Origin of the sequence: Pseudomonas sp. 2957, assembly GCF_031456345.1 — a bacterium.
Lineage (GTDB): Bacteria > Pseudomonadota > Gammaproteobacteria > Pseudomonadales > Pseudomonadaceae > Aquipseudomonas > Aquipseudomonas siliginis.
Map to the genome: position 1 here is coordinate 640,095 of NZ_JAVDUL010000002.1, position 17,233 is coordinate 657,327.

17 protein-coding genes and 1 pseudogene are annotated in these 17,233 nt (G+C 60.1%); 8 read left to right on the top strand and 10 right to left on the bottom strand.

Annotated features, from left to right (window positions below; translation table 11 throughout):
• Positions 1-34: 34 nt before the first annotated feature.
• Positions 35-805, top strand: coding sequence for an alpha/beta hydrolase (locus J2Y39_RS08365; RefSeq protein WP_305380993.1), 771 nt, complete (start codon positions 35-37; stop codon positions 803-805).
• A 133-nt stretch (positions 806-938) separates the two neighbouring features.
• On the opposite strand, the gene J2Y39_RS08370 is transcribed toward J2Y39_RS08365, so the two are convergent.
• On the bottom strand, positions 939-1,748 hold the full coding sequence (locus tag J2Y39_RS08370; protein WP_409037404.1) for an OBAP family protein: 810 nt from the start codon (positions 1,746-1,748) through the stop codon (positions 939-941).
• 439 nt (positions 1,749-2,187) lie between these two features.
• On the opposite strand from J2Y39_RS08370, the gene J2Y39_RS08375 reads away from it, so the two are divergent.
• Positions 2,188-2,616, top strand: coding sequence for a nuclear transport factor 2 family protein (locus J2Y39_RS08375; RefSeq protein ID WP_310216622.1), 429 nt, complete (start codon positions 2,188-2,190; stop codon positions 2,614-2,616).
• Positions 2,617-2,794: 178 nt separating this feature from the next.
• Here J2Y39_RS08375 and mqo read toward each other — a convergent pair whose 3' ends face one another.
• A complete protein-coding gene (gene mqo / locus J2Y39_RS08380; protein WP_041480875.1) occupies positions 2,795-4,441 on the bottom strand; it encodes a malate dehydrogenase (quinone) in 1,647 nt (548 codons plus the stop codon).
• A gap of 529 nt (positions 4,442-4,970) precedes the next feature.
• Between mqo and J2Y39_RS08385 the strand changes: the two genes are divergently transcribed.
• Positions 4,971-5,402 carry a nuclear transport factor 2 family protein gene (locus tag J2Y39_RS08385; RefSeq protein WP_252884405.1) on the top strand — a complete coding sequence of 144 codons (432 nt, stop codon included), beginning with the start codon at positions 4,971-4,973 and terminating at the stop codon, positions 5,400-5,402.
• A gap of 179 nt (positions 5,403-5,581) precedes the next feature.
• On the opposite strand, the gene J2Y39_RS26460 is transcribed toward J2Y39_RS08385, so the two are convergent.
• Positions 5,582-6,445, bottom strand: a complete 864-nt coding sequence (locus J2Y39_RS26460; RefSeq protein ID WP_374046354.1) for a methyl-accepting chemotaxis protein — start codon at positions 6,443-6,445, stop codon at positions 5,582-5,584.
• Positions 6,440-7,216: pseudogene (locus J2Y39_RS26465) on the bottom strand (MCP four helix bundle domain-containing protein); the annotation flags it as partial. The pseudogene J2Y39_RS26465 and the gene J2Y39_RS26460, both read right to left, overlap by 6 nt.
• 222 nt (positions 7,217-7,438) lie before the next feature.
• Here J2Y39_RS26465 and sodC point away from each other — a divergent pair.
• The 3 genes from sodC to J2Y39_RS08405 all read left to right on the top strand — a co-directional run bounded on the left by sodC (position 7,439) and on the right by J2Y39_RS08405 (position 8,882).
• On the top strand, positions 7,439-7,960 hold the full coding sequence (gene sodC / locus J2Y39_RS08395; protein ID WP_042609346.1) for a superoxide dismutase family protein: 522 nt from the start codon (positions 7,439-7,441) through the stop codon (positions 7,958-7,960).
• Positions 7,961-8,085: 125 nt separating this feature from the next.
• The gene (locus tag J2Y39_RS08400) at positions 8,086-8,400 is read left to right on the top strand and encodes a DUF2388 domain-containing protein (protein ID WP_016775151.1); all 315 of its coding nucleotides are present in this window, start codon (positions 8,086-8,088) and stop codon (positions 8,398-8,400) included.
• An 80-nt stretch (positions 8,401-8,480) separates the two neighbouring features.
• On the top strand, positions 8,481-8,882 hold the full coding sequence (locus J2Y39_RS08405; RefSeq protein ID WP_310216630.1) for a hypothetical protein: 402 nt from the start codon (positions 8,481-8,483) through the stop codon (positions 8,880-8,882).
• On the opposite strand, the gene ligD is transcribed toward J2Y39_RS08405, so the two are convergent.
• Positions 8,883-11,534, bottom strand: a complete 2,652-nt coding sequence (gene ligD, locus J2Y39_RS08410; RefSeq protein ID WP_310216634.1) for a DNA ligase D — start codon at positions 11,532-11,534, stop codon at positions 8,883-8,885.
• A 132-nt stretch (positions 11,535-11,666) separates the two neighbouring features.
• A complete protein-coding gene (locus J2Y39_RS08415) occupies positions 11,667-12,404 on the bottom strand; it encodes a tellurite resistance TerB family protein (protein WP_310216638.1) in 738 nt (245 codons plus the stop codon).
• Between the two features lie 260 nt (positions 12,405-12,664).
• Here J2Y39_RS08415 and pcsA point away from each other — a divergent pair, with 260 nt between their 5' ends.
• A complete protein-coding gene (gene pcsA / locus J2Y39_RS08420; protein ID WP_310216641.1) occupies positions 12,665-13,387 on the top strand; it encodes a phosphatidylcholine synthase in 723 nt (240 codons plus the stop codon).
• Positions 13,388-13,520: 133 nt separating this feature from the next.
• Here the strand turns inward: pcsA and J2Y39_RS08425 are convergent, their stop codons facing one another.
• On the bottom strand, positions 13,521-14,333 hold the full coding sequence (locus tag J2Y39_RS08425) for a class I SAM-dependent methyltransferase (RefSeq protein ID WP_095181981.1): 813 nt from the start codon (positions 14,331-14,333) through the stop codon (positions 13,521-13,523).
• Positions 14,334-14,563: 230 nt separating this feature from the next.
• Between J2Y39_RS08425 and J2Y39_RS08430 the strand changes: the two genes are divergently transcribed.
• The gene (locus J2Y39_RS08430) at positions 14,564-15,025 is read left to right on the top strand and encodes a GNAT family N-acetyltransferase (RefSeq protein ID WP_110600979.1); all 462 of its coding nucleotides are present in this window, start codon (positions 14,564-14,566) and stop codon (positions 15,023-15,025) included.
• 17 nt (positions 15,026-15,042) lie between these two features.
• Here the strand turns inward: J2Y39_RS08430 and J2Y39_RS08435 are convergent, their stop codons facing one another.
• The 3 genes from J2Y39_RS08435 to J2Y39_RS08445 form a co-directional block, all read right to left on the bottom strand.
• Positions 15,043-16,254: a cytochrome c biogenesis protein DipZ gene (locus J2Y39_RS08435; RefSeq protein ID WP_071172818.1), complete on the bottom strand. Its 1,212-nt coding sequence runs from the start codon at positions 16,252-16,254 to the stop codon at positions 15,043-15,045.
• A 90-nt stretch (positions 16,255-16,344) separates the two neighbouring features.
• A complete protein-coding gene (locus J2Y39_RS08440) occupies positions 16,345-16,725 on the bottom strand; it encodes a hypothetical protein (protein WP_110600975.1) in 381 nt (126 codons plus the stop codon).
• Between the two features lie 33 nt (positions 16,726-16,758).
• Positions 16,759-17,022: a DUF2790 domain-containing protein gene (locus J2Y39_RS08445; protein WP_016775158.1), complete on the bottom strand. Its 264-nt coding sequence runs from the start codon at positions 17,020-17,022 to the stop codon at positions 16,759-16,761.
• Between the last annotated feature and the right edge of the window lie 211 nt (positions 17,023-17,233).

Here is a 17,233-nt window from a genome sequence, read left to right on the forward strand (position 1 = left end):
ACAGCCAACCTCTCACCCCGTTAAAAGTAGCCGAATGTCCCGAACCCTGATGTCACTCGTCGTTTTCATCGTTGCCGTGTACCTGGTGCTGTGCGCCGCGCTGTTCGTGTTTCAGCGCTCGCTGATCTGGTTTCCCCAGCCTGCCGCCGTGGTTGCAGCGGATTCGCGCTTGAAACTGTCGATGCCGGATGCCGAGGTCTGGGTGACTGACCGAGAGCGCAGCGGAACGCGGGCGCTGATCTATTTCGGGGGCAATGCCGAGGACGTCTCGCGAAATCTGCCGGAATTCGCCGAGGCGTTTCCCGACTACGCGCTGTATTTCCTGCACTATCGGGGCTTTGGTGGCAGCACCGGCTCGCCATCGGAAGCCGCGATTGCCGAAGATGCGCTGGCGCTGTTCGATCAGGTGTATGCCAGTCACCCGCAGATTGCAGTCATCGGACGCAGCCTCGGTTCGGGGGTGGCGGTGCGCCTGGCCAGTCAGCGGCCGGTGCAGAATCTGATTCTGGTGACGCCGTTCAACAGCCTCGAGGAAATCGCCGAACGGCAATACCCGTGGGTGCCGGTGAAGTGGTTGCTCAAGGATCGTTTCGAATCGGGCAAATACGCGGCGCATATTCGCGCACCGACGTTGCTGTTGGCGGCGAGTGATGACGAAGTGATTGGACGCAGCAGCACGCAGCGCTTGTTCGAGAGTTTTCCCGCGGGCGTGGCGACGCTGAAGGTGGTGCCGGATTCGGGGCACAACTCGATATCCGAGCGCGAGCAATATTTGCAGTGGATTGTGGATGTGTTGAATCGCTGAAGGATGTAGCGATCAGACGGACGCCATCGCGAGCAGGCTCACTCCTACAGGGGGAACGCATTTTAAATGTAGGAGTGAGCCTGCTCGCGATGACGCCGGTACAGGCAACACCATTTCCAGCTACTGTCCAAAGCTAAGGCTGACTGCCGCTCCGGGCATTTTCATCGCCAGAGGTGGCCGAGCGCGGCGTGACGTGCTGATGCCCGGTCGGGTCGTTGAGCTGCACGGCGTTGCCCTTCTGCCACGCGTCAGCCCCCGATGCGACAGGTGCCGGTTTGATCCCGGCGCGAGCGTTCTTCTTCTCGGCAGTGTCGATGCCCAGGCGCTGATCGCGCTGGCGGACCATTTGTGCATCGGCCTGACCGTCAGCGGTAAAGCCCATCATCAACTGCGGCACGCCCAGCGGCAGTTGCTTGTCCTGATCGGTGTGCCAGGTGTGCCAAGTCTTGCCGTAAGTATTGGCGAGTTTTTCCATCAGGCGCTTTTCCGCCACTTGCGGGATGCCCGGCGCGACCAACTGGCCGGAAGTCACCTCGTGAGCATGGCTGTGCCACAAGGCTTTTTCTTTTGCCGGCAATTGCGTAAACAGGCGCTGACTGATGATGTATTCCACGCCCATCAACTTCGCTTCAGCCGTGTTGCCGTCGTAGATCACGCACTGGAACACTTCCTCATTGAGCGCCGAGCAGTAATGGTGCGCTTCCATCTGCGCGCCGGGATGACCGTTGTAAAAATGAAAGCCATCAAGGTACATGTTCAACGCGCGGATCGGCGGTTTGTCCTGCAACCACTGCGCGCCGACTTCGAGCATTTCAGTATCGGAGGCCTTGGCCTGACCCGGTGTCTGCACCGGTGACTCGGTGTTGCTCATCGCGCAGCCAGTCAGCGCGGCGACCATCAAACCAATGGGAACCCAACGTCCCTGCGAGGTTGTCGTACGCATGTTTCACTCCTCGAACTTCAGTAACGGGCGCATGCTGGCCCTGTTCTGCAACTGAAAGCAGGAGAACGGCGGAGTTCGAAAAAATGCGCGCGGATCAGACTGGAGAGATCGTCGCCAGCACGCCGATCAGAATGGTCAAGGTCAGAAAACCGCCGAGAAAAATTGCCATCTTGTACATGTCGCGCTCCTTGATGCGGGGTGTGCGGTGCACCGGACGCTTCGGAATGAGGTCGGAGGGTGATTGGCCGCACTGCCGGGGCATTCTGAGCCTGTGGCTGTACTGAATACAGAGGCAGATGAAACAGAAAAATACGGATCAGATGCGCATCTGATCCGCTTCGGGCATGAACAGATATTCAGCCTGAGACTTGGGGATTCACTTTCGGCGCGGTTGATCTACAGTCATTGCCGACCGACAACAATAAAAACCGGAGTGACCATGCCCGACCTTGCCTTGCAGCCCAACGTCGCCGCATCCCTCGCGCGCTGGCACGCGATGATCCGCAGCGGCAATCTCAAAGCCCTGCCCGAACTGCTCGATCCGCAAGCTGTGTTCCGCTCGCCCATGGCCCACACGCCCTACCCCGGCGCGCCGGTGGTGGCGATGATCCTCAACACCGTGTTTGAAGTCTTCGAAGATTTCGCCTATCACCGTGAGTTTGCGACGGCGGATGGCCTGAATGTGATTCTCGAATTCAGCGCCAGGGTCGGCAGCAAGGAACTCAAAGGCATCGACATGATTCGCTTCGATGAACACGGCAAGATTGTCGAGTTTGAAGTGATGGTGCGGCCGCTGAGCGGGTTGCAAGCACTGGGCGAAGAAATGGGTCGGCGCCTGGGGGCCTACCTGGCGAACGCGAAAGCCTGACCCTACCGATGTAGGAGCTGACGAGTGCAACGAGGCTGCGATCTTTTGACTTTGACGTTTGAAGATCAAGATCAAAAGATCGCAGCCTCGTTGCACTCGTCAGCTCCTACAGGTCCGGCGTATAAAAAAACCCACTGACCGTCGCCGGTTCAGTGGGTTTTGTGTGTCAGGGTTCTGGTTACAGAGCCATGTCACGTGCAGCGTTTTCCTTCGGCGCTACGGCTTTGTCAGCCGCAGGTGCCGCCGGAGCAGCTACCTGACCGATCGCTGGAGGCGTCGGCAGTTCGAGGATTTTCGCGGTGTAAGCCCACTCGGCAGCCACTTTGGCCGGATCGCTGTTCAGCTGGGTGCCATAGCTCGGCACGATCTGGTGCAGCTTGGTCTGCCACTCAGGGGTTGCGACTTTGTCTTTGAAGACTTTCTGCAGCACGCTCAGCATGATCGGTGCAGCGGTCGACGCGCCTGGCGATGCGCCCAGCAGGCCGGCGATCGAGCCGTCTTGCGAAGCAACGATCTCGGTGCCCAGTTTCAGCACGCCGCCAGCGGCTTCATCACGCTTGATGATTTGTACGCGCTGGCCGGCTTGCCACAGACGCCAGTCTTCGGCCTTGGCGTTCGGGAAGTATTCCTTCAGCGCGTTCAGGCGGTCTTCATCCGACAGCATCAACTGCCCGGCAAGGTACTCGACCAGCGGGTATTCCTTGATGCCGACCTTGGTCATTGGCCAGATGTTGTGGGTGGTGGTGCTGGTCAGCAGGTCGAAGTACGAACCTTCCTTGAGGAACTTGGTGCTGAAGGTCGCGAACGGGCCAAACAGAATGACGCGCTTGCCATCCAGAACACGGGTGTCCAGGTGCGGAACCGACATCGGTGGCGCGCCAACCGAAGCCTTGCCGTAGGCCTTGGCCAGGTGCTGCTCGGCAATCGTCGGGTTCTCGGTCACCAGGAACGAGCCGCCAACCGGGAAGCCTGCGTATTCCTTGGCTTCAGGAATGCCCGACTTCTGCAGCAGGTGCAGAGCACCGCCGCCAGCGCCAATGAACACGAACTTGGCGTCGGTTTCGGTCTTGGTACCGTCCTTGAGGTTTTTGTAGCTCACACGCCAGGTGCCATCGGCGTTCTTGGTGATGTCTTCGACTTCGCTCGACAGTTTCAGATCGAAGTTTGGTTTGGTTTGCAGGTGAGCGGCGAACTGGCGGGTGATTTCGCCGAAGTTCATGTCCGTACCCAGCGGGCTCCAGGTGGCCGCGATTTTCTGGTTCGGGTCACGCCCTTCCATCATCAGCGGTACCCACTTCTTGATCACCGCCGGATCTTCGGAGTACTGCATACCGGCGAACAGCGGGCTCGCCTGCAGGGCTTCGTAGCGCTTTTTCAGGAACTTGATGTTGTCATCGCCCCACACGAAGCTCATGTGCGGTGTGGTGTTGATGAACGAGCGAGGGTTCTTCAGAACGCCCTGCTGAACCTGCCACGCCCAGAACTGACGGGAAACCTGGAACGCTTCGTTGATCTCGACAGCTTTCGGGATCGTTACGTTGCCCTTGTCGTCTTCCGGGGTGTAGTTCAGCTCGGCAAGAGCCGAGTGACCGGTACCGGCGTTGTTCCAGCCGTTGGAGCTTTCCAGAGCGACGCCATCGAGGCGCTCGACCATTTCCATCGACCAGGTCGGTTCCAGCTCATTGATCCACACACCCAGGGTGGTGCTCATGATGCCGCCGCCGATCAGCAGGACGTCAACTTTCTTGGCTTCGGCAGCATTGGCAGACGACATCCCCATCGCCAAAGCCAGACCGAGCAAGGCTGTGTTCACTTTCTTAAACATCTGTTGCACCTATGATAAAACGCCTTCCGCCCGTCGTTGTTATCAGTCTGCGTTGCGCTTTGTTGACGCTCAGGCTGGCGTCGCGCAATCCGGCACACTTCAATATTGACGGGTGGGCACACAAGGCCGACATGTGGCATCGACCTCAGTTAATGTCCCTTCTGAACTGACTTCTTATCGTTATTGGCTTCAGCTGCTTGAGCGACAGGGATCCCGTCGGCCCGCCCGAAAGGCCAGCCAACCGAATTAAGTCAAAGCAAATTTGGCGCGGAGAATATCACGTCAGGGCGAACCCGCGCGTCTGTTCCCGACTTGAAAGTCTTTTTCCGCTCTGGGGCTTATCGGCCATGGGCCACCAAACATGACCGTGATCAGGCATTGGCCTGCAAAGTTTTTTGCGCGATACGCATCGCAACTTGATAAATCATTGCGAACGGCTCGTTGTTCAAGCAGAAAATAACCTGCTACGTTGTACGATGACTGACAAACTAAGCCAGTCATTCCGACTCAATAACAACAAGGAAACAACATGACCAAATCCCGCCTCCTCATCGGTTTGTTCTGCGCCTTCAGCGCCTGCGCCATGGCCGCCCCTGCCCCGGCGGAAAAGGAAGTGGCCCAAGCGGTGGATCACCTGACCCAGGCGATGCTGCACAAAGACATCGCCGAACTGAACGCTCTGACCGCGCCGAACCTGACCTACGGCCACTCCAGCGGCAAGATTCAGGACAAGCAGGAATTCATCGCCGACATCGAAACCGGCCGCAGCGCATTCAAGACCCTGGAGATGCAGAAGCAGACCATCACGATGTCCGGCGATACCGCATTGGTGCGCCACCACTTCTCCGCGCAGGCGTTGAAGGGGACTGAGGTGATTCCGACCGAGATCGAAAATTTCCAGATCTGGCAGAAACAGGGCGGGAAATGGTTGTTGGTGGGGCGGCAGGCGTTCAGATTCTGATTAAGGGCACATAGGTTTGATTCAGTGTTGCCCGAGCTGGCCTAATCGCGGGCAAGCCCGCTCCCACAGTGGATGATGGTGTGCACACCGTTGCATTCACAACATCAGACCCTGTGGGAGCTGGCTTGCCAGCGATAAGGCCGTGATAGACACCAGAAATGTAATGGGTCCTACCGCTATCACAACCGAAACCGATCCACCGACCGCGCCAACTGCCCCGCCAGATTCGACAACTCATCCGTAGTCGTCGCCGTCTGCCCGATCACCCGGCTATTGCCCTCGCTCATCCCGGCAATCATCTCCACCTGATGGGCGATCTCGTTACTGGCCTGGCTCTGTTCGCCAATCGTGCGGGTGATGTCGTTGACCAGTTGCGTGGTGTTCAGCGTGGCGTCGAGGATTTCCCGAATTGCCCGCTCAACCTCCGCTGTTACCGCCATGCCTTTGTCGACCTGCGCCACACCGGCCTCCATGCTGTTGACCGCCTCGCGCGTGCTGCTCTGGATGCGCGCGACCATTGCGGCAATTTCCTGGGTCGAGGCGCTGGTGCGTGCGGCCAGACTGCGCACTTCATCCGCGACCACGGCAAAGCCACGGCCCTGCTCTCCTGCCCGCGCCGCCTCGATCGCGGCGTTGAGGGCCAGCAGGTTGGTCTGGTCGGCGATGCTCTTGATCACCTGAATGATGTTGAAGATCGCCTCGGATTCCTGATCCAGCGTGCGAATCACCTGCGCCGACTGCTGTGCCGAGCGGGCGATGTCGTCCATGTCGCTGACCACTTGATGAATCACCCCGCCGCCCTCCTTCGCTAGAGTTTCCGCCTGATTGGCCATGCTCAGGGCACGTTCGGCGTGGCGGGTGATTTCCTCGATGCTGGCGGTCATCTGACTGGCGGCGGCCGCCATGGTCCCGGCGGCAACGCTTTGCTGCTGGCTGCTGTCGGCGACCTGATGGCAGCCCTGACTGAGCTGCTCGCTCATGCCGCTGACACCGTGGGCGTTGCGCCGGACCACGTCGATCATGTTGCGCAAGTCACGTTGCATGGTCGCCAATGTGCGGATCAGCACACTGGCTTCGTCCTTGCCGGCGGGTTCAACAATCGGTTCGCTGAGATTGCCATGGGCAATGCTTTCAGCGATGCGGCTGGCGGATTTGAGCGGCCCCATGATACTCAGGATCACCCAGCGCCCCTGAATCAGCAGCAGCAACAGACTGGCGATCAGCACCACACCAAGGGCCAGATTGGCATTGCTAATGGCCGCTTCGGTGCCTTCGCTGGTTTGCCGAGTGTTGCTTTCAATCAATTCGCTGAGCGTCGCCATTTGCTCTTCGAGCTGGCTGAACGCGGCATTGAACGTGCCGAGCTGCTGCTGGGCGGCATCCGGCTTGTCCAGCGCCACGCCGACGATCTGCTCGGCGGATTTGATGTAGGTGTCGAGGCTCGGCTTGATCTGCTCCAGCGCCGTGCGCAGCTGCGGGTTGATCGGCAGTTTCAGGTTGTCATCCAGCACTTCACGAAAATGCCCGGCGTGCTCGGCCAGCGAATCGCGCACTTCTGTGGCGGTGGCGGTGCTCTTGCCCAGGCCGACCAGCATCGCCGAATAGACATCGGCGCGCAGGGCGTCGTGCATCATGTCCGCTTCCATGTGATTGCGCAGCGCGCTCATGCTTACCGTGTTATCGCCGACCGCCGTGGCCATCCGCAGATTGCCGACGTAACTGACCAGGCTCACGATCAGCGCCGTCAGCAGGCTGGTCGCAATCAGCAACACCAAACGCAGTTTGATCGACACCGTGGAATCTCCCGTGGGCACGCTGGATTGCGCTTGTCGGATTTCAGTTAAGCCTATGTGCAGGGAACTGCCGACACAGAGCGTATCGGCTGATGTCAGGGGCGACTTGAATCCGGCAAAACTTTTCAAGCGTGAACCCGGTCACACCTTGCAGCGCCGATGGATAACGCCTTCATCGCTGGTTAACAACGACAGGCTATGAATCCATCGCTTCGAACACTCATGCAGCTGAAGGAAACGCTTATGAAACGCGCACTGTGGTTTGGTCTGCTCGGCACGTTGGCAATCGGCACCGCACAGGCAGCAACGGAGAAAGTCGCAATCAATCTGGTCAGCGCCGACGGCGCGCCGCAGGCGATCGGCTCTGTCACTGTCAGCGAAACGCCGTACGGCCTGCTGTTCACACCCGAGCTGAAATCATTGCCGGCCGGCATCCACGGTTTTCATGTCCATGAAAACGGCAGCTGCGAAGCGGGCACGAAGGATGGCGTGAAAGGCGCGGCACTGGCCGCTGGCGGACACTTCGATCCGGCGAAAACCGGCAAGCATCTCGGCCCTTACGCCGACGGGCATCTGGGTGATCTGCCAGCGGTGTATGTGACGGCTGACGGGGTCGCCAACTATCCGGTGCTGGCACCGCGCCTTAAGAAGATTTCCGAGATCAAGGGCCACGCCCTGATGATTCACGCCGGCGGCGATAACCATTCCGACATGCCCAAGCCACTGGGCGGTGGCGGCGATCGCATGGCCTGTGGGGTGATCTGAACCGACTGAGCGGTGAAAACTCTGACTCACGGCTTTTCACCGCTCACGGAACTCCCGCGCGCCGTTCACCTCTGACGTTATGTAGTCCCTTCCCTTTTTGCTTAGCGCTTGTGGAGGAACACGTCATGCGCAAGTTAGTCCTGATTTCTTCTTTAATGCTTTGCCTGCCGGTCGGTTCGGCGCTGGCCCGCGTTGACGCGGGTGACGTCGCCACCTCGGCAGGTGTCTCCGCGTCGCTGTACTCGACCTTCAAGGACGACAAAATGGTCATTCCGGCCCGTGACGACGTGTCTGCGTTCGTTGCCAGCGGCGGGGCCATTCGTGGGGTTTATCTTGAGTCGGTACTGCAACAGGTGCGCCAGGCCAACCCTGGCTTGAACGCCAGTGATGAAGACCTGGCCAACGCCATTCTGGTGCAATACGAAGGCGTGCAGCAGTAGTCACGAGGGAAGCAGCGGCCGATGGACGGCCGCTGAGTGCACATAGGCAAACATGTCCGACGGCCTCTATGATGGAGGCCATGACGACGACCGTGCCCTTGCGCTCACCCTGCCCTCCCGGCGCCTGCATCTGCGGGCGCGATCCGTTGCTGGAAACGCCCGGCGCCGACCTGCGCATCCTGCGCTTGACTCGCGCTGAAGAAAAAATTCTTCTGGCGCGCCTGGAACAACTCAAAGACCTCAACGACCTCAAACGCCTGCAACAGCGCATGTACGAGCAACTCGGCATCCGTGTCGATGTCGCCCCCGGTTTCAACGAGGTACGCACCATGCGCGGCATCGCCATTCAGATCGACGAGCTGCCAGGCCTGTGTCGCAAGACTCGCGCGGCAATCCCGGCAGCGATTCGCAAGGGCCTGGAAAACCACCCGCAAATCGCCTTCGAACTGCTCAACGCCCACGACTTGCTGCGCGACACCTGATCACTTTTTCATGCCGACGCGTTTGCGCATCTCGGCGGTGATGGTCTGACGGGTTTTCTTCATGTCCGCCCAAGGCTCATCGCCGACTTCGGTCAGACGCTCGTGAACGTTGTAGATGTTCCAGTGATTCCCACCCTTGATTTCAGCGACTTCCTCTCGGTACAGCGGCACCGACACCGGCATGCCTTCCCGCGCACGTGCGGCGTAGGCGCAAATGGTGGTGGCACCGAGGCCGTTGCGCAGGTAATCGATGAAGATCCGCCCGACGCGGTTTTTCGGCCCGGACACCGCTGAAATCCGGTCCGGTAGCAACTTGGCCATGTGGCTGACGATGGCGTGGCTGAAGTCCTTCACTTCGTCCCAGCCATGCTTGCGCGTCAACGGCACCACCAGGTGAATGCCTTTGCCGCCGCTGGTTTTCAGGAAGGCTTTGAGGCCCAGCTCATCGAGCACAGTGAGGGTCAGCGCGGTGGCTTCAACCATGCTTTTCCATGGCAACGCAGGATCCGGGTCGAGGTCGAGGACGAAGCGATCGGGCTTGTCCAGATCCACGGTTGTGGCGTTCCAGGTGTGCAGCTCCACCGTGCTCATCTGCACCGCACCGACCAGCGCTTCGGGATTGTTGATCATCATCACTGGCTGGCCGGTGACGTCCTTGTCCAGGGCGGTGATGCCGGGAATGGCCAGGCGATCGGCGTTCTTCTGGAAGAACAGTTCGCCGGCGATGCCGTCCGGTGCACGCACTAAGGCCACGGGACGATCCTTGAGTTGCGGCAGGATGTGTTCGGCAACGCTGGCGTAATACTGCGCCAGTTGCATCTTGGTTGTGCCGCTGACCGCATCGATCACTCGATCGGGGTGAGTGATGCGTACCTTGCCGCCGGCCAGACCTGCTTGCGAAGGCGCGGTTTCGGCTTTTTTGCTGGCGGCGGTTTTCTTTGCCGGCTGCTTTTCGGCGGTTTTGGTCTTTTCGGTCTTTTCGGTCTTTTCGGTTTTTTCGGTTTTTTCGGTTTTTTCGGGCTTGGCAGCTTTCACAGGCTTCGCTCGCTCTTCGGTAATGTCCTTGGCCGGTTTGTCATCGCGCAAACCATGGAACACGGCGTGGCGCACCGAGCCGTCCTTGGTCATCTCGGCGAATGCCACTTCGGCCAGCAGTTTGGGTTTGAGCCAGTGCACGCCTTTGGCCTCGAAACCGCTGGGCGGATTGACCACTGCGGAGGTTTTGGTCTGCAACGGCTTGAGTTGGGCGAGGATGCTTTTCAATGTGGTTTCGTTGAACCCGGTGCCGACCTTGCCGGCGTAGCGCAACTCGCCACTGTCAGCGTCGTGCAGGCCGAGCAGCAACGCGCCGAAAGCACTGCGCGCACCTTTCGGATCGGTGTAGCCGACGATGACGAATTCCTGGCGATGCTTGCACTTGAGCTTGATCCAGTCACCGCTGCGCCGCGATACATAAGGCGAGCCGAGCCGCTTGCCGATCAGGCCTTCCATCTGCATTTGGCAGGCACTGTTGAGCAGCGCGTCCGGGGTTTCTTCGAAGGCTTCGGAGAAGCGCAGCGTTGACGATTCTTTCTGCGCGCCGAGGATGGTGCTCAACGCGGCGCGGCGTTCTTCGACCGGCACGTCGCGCAGGTCGACGCCATTGAGATACGGCACGTCGAACAGGTAATAAACAATATTGCCGCTGCGCCCGGCATCGAAGGCATTCTGCAGCGCTTGAAAATCCGGCACGCCTTGCTCGTTGGCCACGACCATTTCGCCATCGAGCCAGGCCGATTCCAGACCCAGCGCCGCCAGCGCTTTGGCCTGCTGCGGCAGTTTGTGCGTCCAGTCATGGCCGTTGCGGGTGAACAGCTGCACCTCATCGTGATCGATCCGCGCCATGATCCGGTAGCCGTCAAACTTGATCTCGTAGCTCCACTGCCCTTCGGGCGCGCTGTCGACCAGCGTCGCCAGTTCCGGCTTGATCAGCGCTGGGAGCTTGGCCTTGCGCGCGCCGGTAAGCTGCCCGGACGCCTGCTTGCGCGGCTTGGCCGGGGCCTTTTTCACCGGTTTGGCTTTATCGGCAGCAGCCGCCGATTTGCCGACAATCGTGCGCTCGCTGAGCACGCTGTCGGGCTCGGCGACCAGGACGTCGAAATCATCCTGCGGGCGCGCGGCGTTGTCCTGATGCTTGATCAGGAACCATTGTTCCTTCTTGCCCGGCATGTGCGTGCGCACCAGATTCCACACGCCGCCGAGCTTCTCGCCTTGCAACTCAAACTTGAGCCGGCCCTTGGCATAGGCCTTGTGCGGATCTTCCAGCGGAATCCACACGCCGCGATCCCAGACGATCACATCACCGGCACCGTAATGCCCCTCGGGAATGCTGCCTTCGAACGTCGCGTAATCGAGCGGATGATCCTCGACATGAATTGCCAGGCGCTTGACCGACGGGTCCAGCGACGGCCCCTTCGGCACCGCCCAACTCTTCAGGGCGCCGTCGAGTTCAAGGCGAAAGTCGTAATGCAGGTGCGAAGCGTCGTGCTTCTGGATGCAGAACTGCAAGGCATGATCCTTGGCCGACTTACGGCCCGAGCGCTTGACTGCGGCCGGTTCCGACGTCGCGGAAAAATCACGCATGCGGTTGTAATCGTCGAGGTTCCTGTTCATGAGCACACCGATGGCAGACGGGTTCTGTTATGCAGAAGAGCGACACGGCGGCGGAAAAATTCAATCCAGGTAAAAAAGCCCCGGACGGATGGAACGGCCGGGGCTGGCAGTGTCAGGGATTTTTACAGCGGGTCAGGCTTGCCCTTTCGCCTGCTGTTCCAGATGCACCTGCAAGTCGGGATCGATGTTCAAGGCGGCGGCCAGCTCATCGAGATAGCTGCGTTCGGCGTCCTGTTGATCGTCTACCAGCATGACGCTGGCCAGGTACATTTCGGCGGCTACGGCCGGGTCGCCGTCAGCGGATTGCGCCACTTCCCGGGGATCCAGCGGCTTGGCGACTTCGGCGTCGAGCCATTGCTGCAACTGCGGGTCGGCGGTGTGTTTGCCGATTTCGCTGCTGATGAGATGCTTTTCTGCGTCGTCGATGCGGCCGTCAGCCTTGGCGGCGGCGATAAGGGCTCGCAGTACCGCGTGGCTGTGGGTTTCGATTTGCGGGCCGGCGAGCAGGTCGGCGGTTTGTGGCAGCTCCTGCGGCGCGGTGCTGGCCTGGCTGCGTTGCCAGGCTTGATACGCTTGGTAAGCCATCATGCCCAGCGATGCCAGCGCCGCGTAACTGGTCCCGCCGGTACGGCTTCTGCTACCGCCACCGGGGGCGCTTCCCAAGCCACCGCCGCCGAGCAAGCCACCGAGCAAACCACCCAGGCCGCCGAGGCCACCCGAAGCAGCCGCGCCACCCGCTCCGGACTGACTGCCGCCGCCCAACAGTCCACCAAGTAAACCGCCCAGGCCGTCACCGGCCGAAGCTCCGCGTTGTTGTCCCGCCGAGGCCTGGCCTCGGAGCAGTTGTTCAAGCAAATCGCTGGTGTTCATGACGTTATCCTCCGAGGCCACGGCCCGATTGCGTCAGGCAACGATAGACCGACGCAGCCATAGCGCCAGCACCGTTGGGCTGACGCCCGATCACCGTTGAATCGCCACGCGAGAAAATTTTCGCCAGCCAGCTAAGATTCAGGGGTGGTGAACCTTATCCCGGCTAAACCGGTCGATAGCTGCAACCCGACCCGGTTTGCCGACGCCCTTTCTGATGATGGGCGATAACCGGCTTGCTTCACTTTCTGGAGAACGCCCCCGTGATATCAACCGTACACATCGCCAGGCTGAAAGCATGGGGCGCCCATGGTTTTACCGCGACCGGCGTGGTCACCGCCTTCCTCGCCACACTCGCCCTGCTGGAAAACCAGCCGATCCATTGCCTGATGTGGCTGGGCGTAGCGCTGATCGTCGACGGCCTGGACGGTGCACTGGCGCGCAAGGTCAATGTGCAATCGGTGCTGCCGAGTTTCGACGGTTCGATCCTCGATCTGGTCATCGATTACCTGACTTATGTATTCATCCCGGCACTGTTTATCTACCGCTACATTCCCCTGCCCGATTACACCCTGTTGCTGACGGTGTCGGTGATTCTGGTGTCGTCGCTGTTCTGCTTCTGCAACGTCAACATGAAGAGCAAGGACAACTATTTTGTCGGCTTCCCGGCGGCCTGGAACGTGGTTGCGCTGTGCCTGTACATCATTGGCCCGGGGCCGTGGATTACCTTACTCACCGTGATCGGGCTGGCGCTGCTGACGGTGACGCGGATGAAGTTCCTGCACCCGTTTCGCGTGCGGCGTTTCATGCCAATCAATATTGCGGTGACGGCGATCTGGCTGTTGTGCAGTCTGTCGCTGGTGCTCAATCACCCGGTGATCAACCCGCTGGTGATGGGCTTGTGGTTGCTGATGTCGGCTTATTTCCTGGGGATCTGCATCTGGCGCACGGCGCTGGAGTGGTTTGATCGCGGCCATTTGAAATAAGCACATTCCCTGTGGGAGCGAGCCTGCTCGCGAATGCGGTCGTTCCATCAACATCAAGGTTGGCTGGCACACCGCTTTCGCGAGCAGGCTCGCTCCCACAGAGATCTTCATCGATCAGGAGATCCGATGGGGACTAGCGCTTGGTAATCACCACCTCCAGATATTCGCTCGGCACCACCAGCGATGCCTCCCCGGCGCGATTCGCTCGATTGAGCAACTCGGTCAGATCATCCTCCAACGCCTGTCCGGCCTCCGCCGGCAACACCGCAAAAGCCTTGTGCACCGGCCCATACCAGTGCCGAAAGATATCAATGAAATGCGCCGCCGAGCGGTAGCGGAAGTTGAAGTGGCTGCGGGTCACGCGCACGACAAAATCGCGGTCATCGAAATGCTTGTGCAGCCACGCATCCGAGCCCCAGTTCGATGGAGGCTGTGCAACCGCTGGCGGTGGCAGATGCTGGCCGAGAGTCTTGAACATCTGGCCGACGAAGCCCTCCGGCGTCCAGTTCGCCATACCGATCCGTCCGCCGCGACGACAGACCCGCCCCAGTTCAGCAGCGGCGGTGACCTGGTCAGGCGCGAACATCACGCCGAACGTCGACAACACGGCGTCGTAGCTTTCATCGGGAAAAGGCAAAGCCTCGGCATCGGCCACCTGAAAAATCACCTCCAGATGCTCGGCCCGGGCGCGATCCTGACCACGCTCCAGCAATGCCGCCACATAATCGGTCGAAGTCACTACACACCCGCGCCGCGCCGCTGCCAGGGTTGCATTGCCGTTGCCGGCAGCGACATCCAACACCTGTTCATCACAACGCAGATCGCAAGCCTCGGCGAGGTTTTCCCCAACAATTTGCAAGGTGGTGCCGATCACGGCGTAGTCGCCACTGGCCCAAGCGACTTTCTGACGTTCCTTCAGGGCAGTGAGGTCAAGCGGGGTACTCATGACAGCGAGCTCCGTGGCAGAGAGAATGCACAGTCGGCGGCGCAGACTGTGCTTGGTCACTATCGCGCCGAGGCTGCCCGGCGTCCCTGCCAATCGTCCGCCAGCCCCATAAACCCGGCACTTTGCCGATGAGTGGCGCAAATCTGTCAAGCGCCTGATACACCTTGCGCATTGTCAGCGTCGCGGGATTGGTTTCTGATGCGGGCTCGCCCACGCAAAGGACTCGACCGATGTCACTGCACCTCGACTGGCTCGCCGCGCACATGCAACACAGCGATCGCTACGCGGCGTGGATTCACCAACAATTCCACTACGAATACGCCGACCAGCCCCTGGCTCAATGGCAGCGCGAATTTGCCGAGGGCCAAAGCAATGGTGAATGGTCGTGCCTGATTGCCATGGACGGTGAACGCCTGCTCGGTGGTGCCGCACTGGCCCGCAACGACTTGGCTGATCGCGCCGATCTCGGCCCATGGCTCGCCTGCGTATTCGTTGATCCCGAGGCGCGCGGGCAAGGTTTGGCGGAGCAGCTGATTGAAGGGATTTGCGAGGCAGCAAAGCAGCGTGGGGTGTCGCGCTTGTACTTGCACACGCAAGACAAACACGACTACTACCGTAAACGCGGCTGGCAGCTATTGGAGGGTTTCCAGGCGTGGGAAAAACAACAATGGCTCATGGTCCGCGACCTGTGAGCCATTGGTTTTGTTGATCAGGCTGCCGGTGCCTTGGCCTCCTCCAGTAACTGCTTGATCATCTGCTCCTGCTCGGCATAACGACCTTCACCGAAGTGGCTGTAACGCATCTGGCCCTTGGCGTCGATCAGGTAATGCGCCGGCCAGTATTGATTGTCGAAGTTGCGCCAGATCGCATAGTCGTTGTCGATGGCTACCGGGTAGGTGATGCCGAGTTTTTTCACCTGATCCTTGACGTTGTTGATGATGCGCTCGTAGCCATACTCGGGTGTGTGCACGCCGATCACCACCAGGCCGTCCTTCTCGTATTTCTTCGCCCAGTCTTTGACGTACGGCAGGGTGTGCTGGCAGTTGATGCAGTCGTAGGTCCAGAAGTCCACCAGCACCACTTTGCCGCGCAGGGATTCGGCGCTGAGCTGCGGTGAATTGAGCCATTGCACAGCGCCCGACAGCGACGGCATCGCGCCCCGCGCCTCGTCCATCATCGAATCGGCGCGGACCTTGCTGACGAAGTAGTCGACCACTTTCGGCACGTTTTCCAGGACGTTTTTCTCGACGCTGGCCACGCCTTCGGAAGAGGTGTTGGCAAGCAGAGTTTTATCGGCGCCCGTGGAAATCACCGCGACTGTAGCAAGCACCGCAACCCCGGCACCACGGCGCAACCAGCCGCTGAACGGGATCGACGGTTTCAGCCGATTGACCAGACCGCGTCCGGCGAAGATCAACGTGCCCAGCGACAAGGCACTGCCGACGCCGTAAGCCAGCAGCAACAGGCTGGTCTGGGCATTGGCGCCTTGCAACATCGCGCCGGTCAGAATCACCCCAAGGATCGGCCCGGCACAGGGCGCCCACAACAGGCCGGTGGCGACACCGAGCATGATCGAGCCCATCGGTCCGGCACGTTTACGCGTGTCCTGATCGAGACGATTGCCCAGGGCGACGAAGGGCCTGGTCAGCCAGTCACCGACGCGGGCCGAGATCAGCGACAGGGCGAACAGCGCCATGACCAACAAGGCAACGTGGCGGCCGGTGTTGCTGGCCTGAATCACCCACTCGCTGCTGACCACGGCAAGGCTTGAGATCAGCGCAAAGGTCAGCGCCATGCCGGCGAGAGTCAGGAAGATCGAGGAGCGGGTACGGTTGGCGCCAGCGAACAGAAACGGCACCACCGGCAGGATGCACGGACTGAGAACGGTCAGCAGACCGCCGAGAAATGCGATGAGGTACATAACGGGGTCACCTTGAATGTGGGGGGCTGGGCACGCAACCGGGCAGCGAGGGAAACGTCCCTCGCTAGCCTGCTTTATCTACGCCGTGGCTCATGCGGTCTGGCCGTCCAGCAGCTGCCCTTGAGGCGTGCGACTGGCACCGTTTTCCGCGACCAGTTGGCCTTGCGGTGTGCGGCTGGAACCATCAGCGGCAACCATCTGCCCCTGCGGCGTGCGGCTGGAACCATCTGCGGCAACCATCTGCCCCTGCGGTGTGCGGCTGGAACCATCAGCGGCGACCATCTGCCCCTGCGGTGTGCGGCTGGAGCCGTCAGCGGCGATCAAGGCATCGCTGCCCTCCTTCGCCACGGTGGTCAGCTGGAAGCAGGTGCTGCTGGCGCAACTGCTCTGCTCCACAGCACTGTTGGCGTGGGCGGCGGCACCGGTGAAGGCGAAGGCTGCTGCGGTCAGAAAGCGCGAGACGTTGTTCATGGCAAAACTCCTTGCAGAAAAAGTAGGGATGACTCAGTTCTGGTTGTTGCAGCCGTCAGCGAATTTGCTGTAATCCAGCTCGCGGGTTTTGCCGGCGGAATCGAGGTAGGTCATGCGCGCCTCGGTGATGCCGCAGGTCACGGAAGTGTCTTCAGTCATCGACAGCACTTTCTGGATATCCAGATGGGTGCCGTAGGTGTAGGTTTGCCGGCTGACGTCAGCTTCGGCGTGGGCCGACAGGGTGCAGATGTTCAGAGCGGCGAACAGGCAGGCGGCGAATACGGATTTGTTGTTCATGGTGTAGTCCTCAAGGCTTCAGTGGGTTTGAGCCGAGGCGGTCTGTGTGTGTGCCTCGATGGAGCCTATTTGAGGCCTTCGAGGTATCGCGTCTGTGTCAGGAAAGGACGAGAATCACTCGTTGTGTATCCATGCAGTGTGTAGATACAGAGCGATACAAAACCCCGAAAAAATCGTGATTTTGCGTCGGTGTGTATCCGCCGTCGCGACA

Excerpts from the sequence above, each read along its gene's own strand:
- J2Y39_RS08370 (WP_409037404.1), bottom strand. The coding sequence starts at position 1,748 with ATGCGTACGACAACCTCGCAGGGACGTTGGGTTCCCATTGGTTTGATG.
- J2Y39_RS26460 (WP_374046354.1), bottom strand. The coding sequence starts at position 6,445 with ATGCAACGTGACTTGCGCAACATGATCGACGTGGTCCGGCGCAACGCC.
- ligD (WP_310216634.1), bottom strand. The coding sequence starts at position 11,534 with ATGAACAGGAACCTCGACGATTACAACCGCATGCGTGATTTTTCCGCG.
- J2Y39_RS08385 (WP_252884405.1), top strand. The coding sequence starts at position 4,971 with ATGACCAAATCCCGCCTCCTCATCGGTTTGTTCTGCGCCTTCAGCGCC.
- J2Y39_RS08400 (WP_016775151.1), top strand. The coding sequence starts at position 8,086 with ATGCGCAAGTTAGTCCTGATTTCTTCTTTAATGCTTTGCCTGCCGGTC.
- J2Y39_RS08435 (WP_071172818.1), bottom strand. The coding sequence starts at position 16,254 with ATGTACCTCATCGCATTTCTCGGCGGTCTGCTGACCGTTCTCAGTCCG.
- J2Y39_RS08440 (WP_110600975.1), bottom strand. The coding sequence starts at position 16,725 with ATGAACAACGTCTCGCGCTTTCTGACCGCAGCAGCCTTCGCCTTCACC.
- J2Y39_RS08415 (WP_310216638.1), bottom strand. The coding sequence starts at position 12,404 with ATGAACACCAGCGATTTGCTTGAACAACTGCTCCGAGGCCAGGCCTCG.
- J2Y39_RS08405 (WP_310216630.1), top strand. The coding sequence starts at position 8,481 with ATGACGACGACCGTGCCCTTGCGCTCACCCTGCCCTCCCGGCGCCTGC.
- J2Y39_RS08445 (WP_016775158.1), bottom strand. The coding sequence starts at position 17,022 with ATGAACAACAAATCCGTATTCGCCGCCTGCCTGTTCGCCGCTCTGAAC.
- J2Y39_RS08375 (WP_310216622.1), top strand. The coding sequence starts at position 2,188 with ATGCCCGACCTTGCCTTGCAGCCCAACGTCGCCGCATCCCTCGCGCGC.
- mqo (WP_041480875.1), bottom strand. The coding sequence starts at position 4,441 with ATGTTTAAGAAAGTGAACACAGCCTTGCTCGGTCTGGCTTTGGCGATG.
- J2Y39_RS08430 (WP_110600979.1), top strand. The coding sequence starts at position 14,564 with ATGTCACTGCACCTCGACTGGCTCGCCGCGCACATGCAACACAGCGAT.
- sodC (WP_042609346.1), top strand. The coding sequence starts at position 7,439 with ATGAAACGCGCACTGTGGTTTGGTCTGCTCGGCACGTTGGCAATCGGC.
- J2Y39_RS08425 (WP_095181981.1), bottom strand. The coding sequence starts at position 14,333 with ATGAGTACCCCGCTTGACCTCACTGCCCTGAAGGAACGTCAGAAAGTC.
- J2Y39_RS08365 (WP_305380993.1), top strand. The coding sequence starts at position 35 with ATGTCCCGAACCCTGATGTCACTCGTCGTTTTCATCGTTGCCGTGTAC.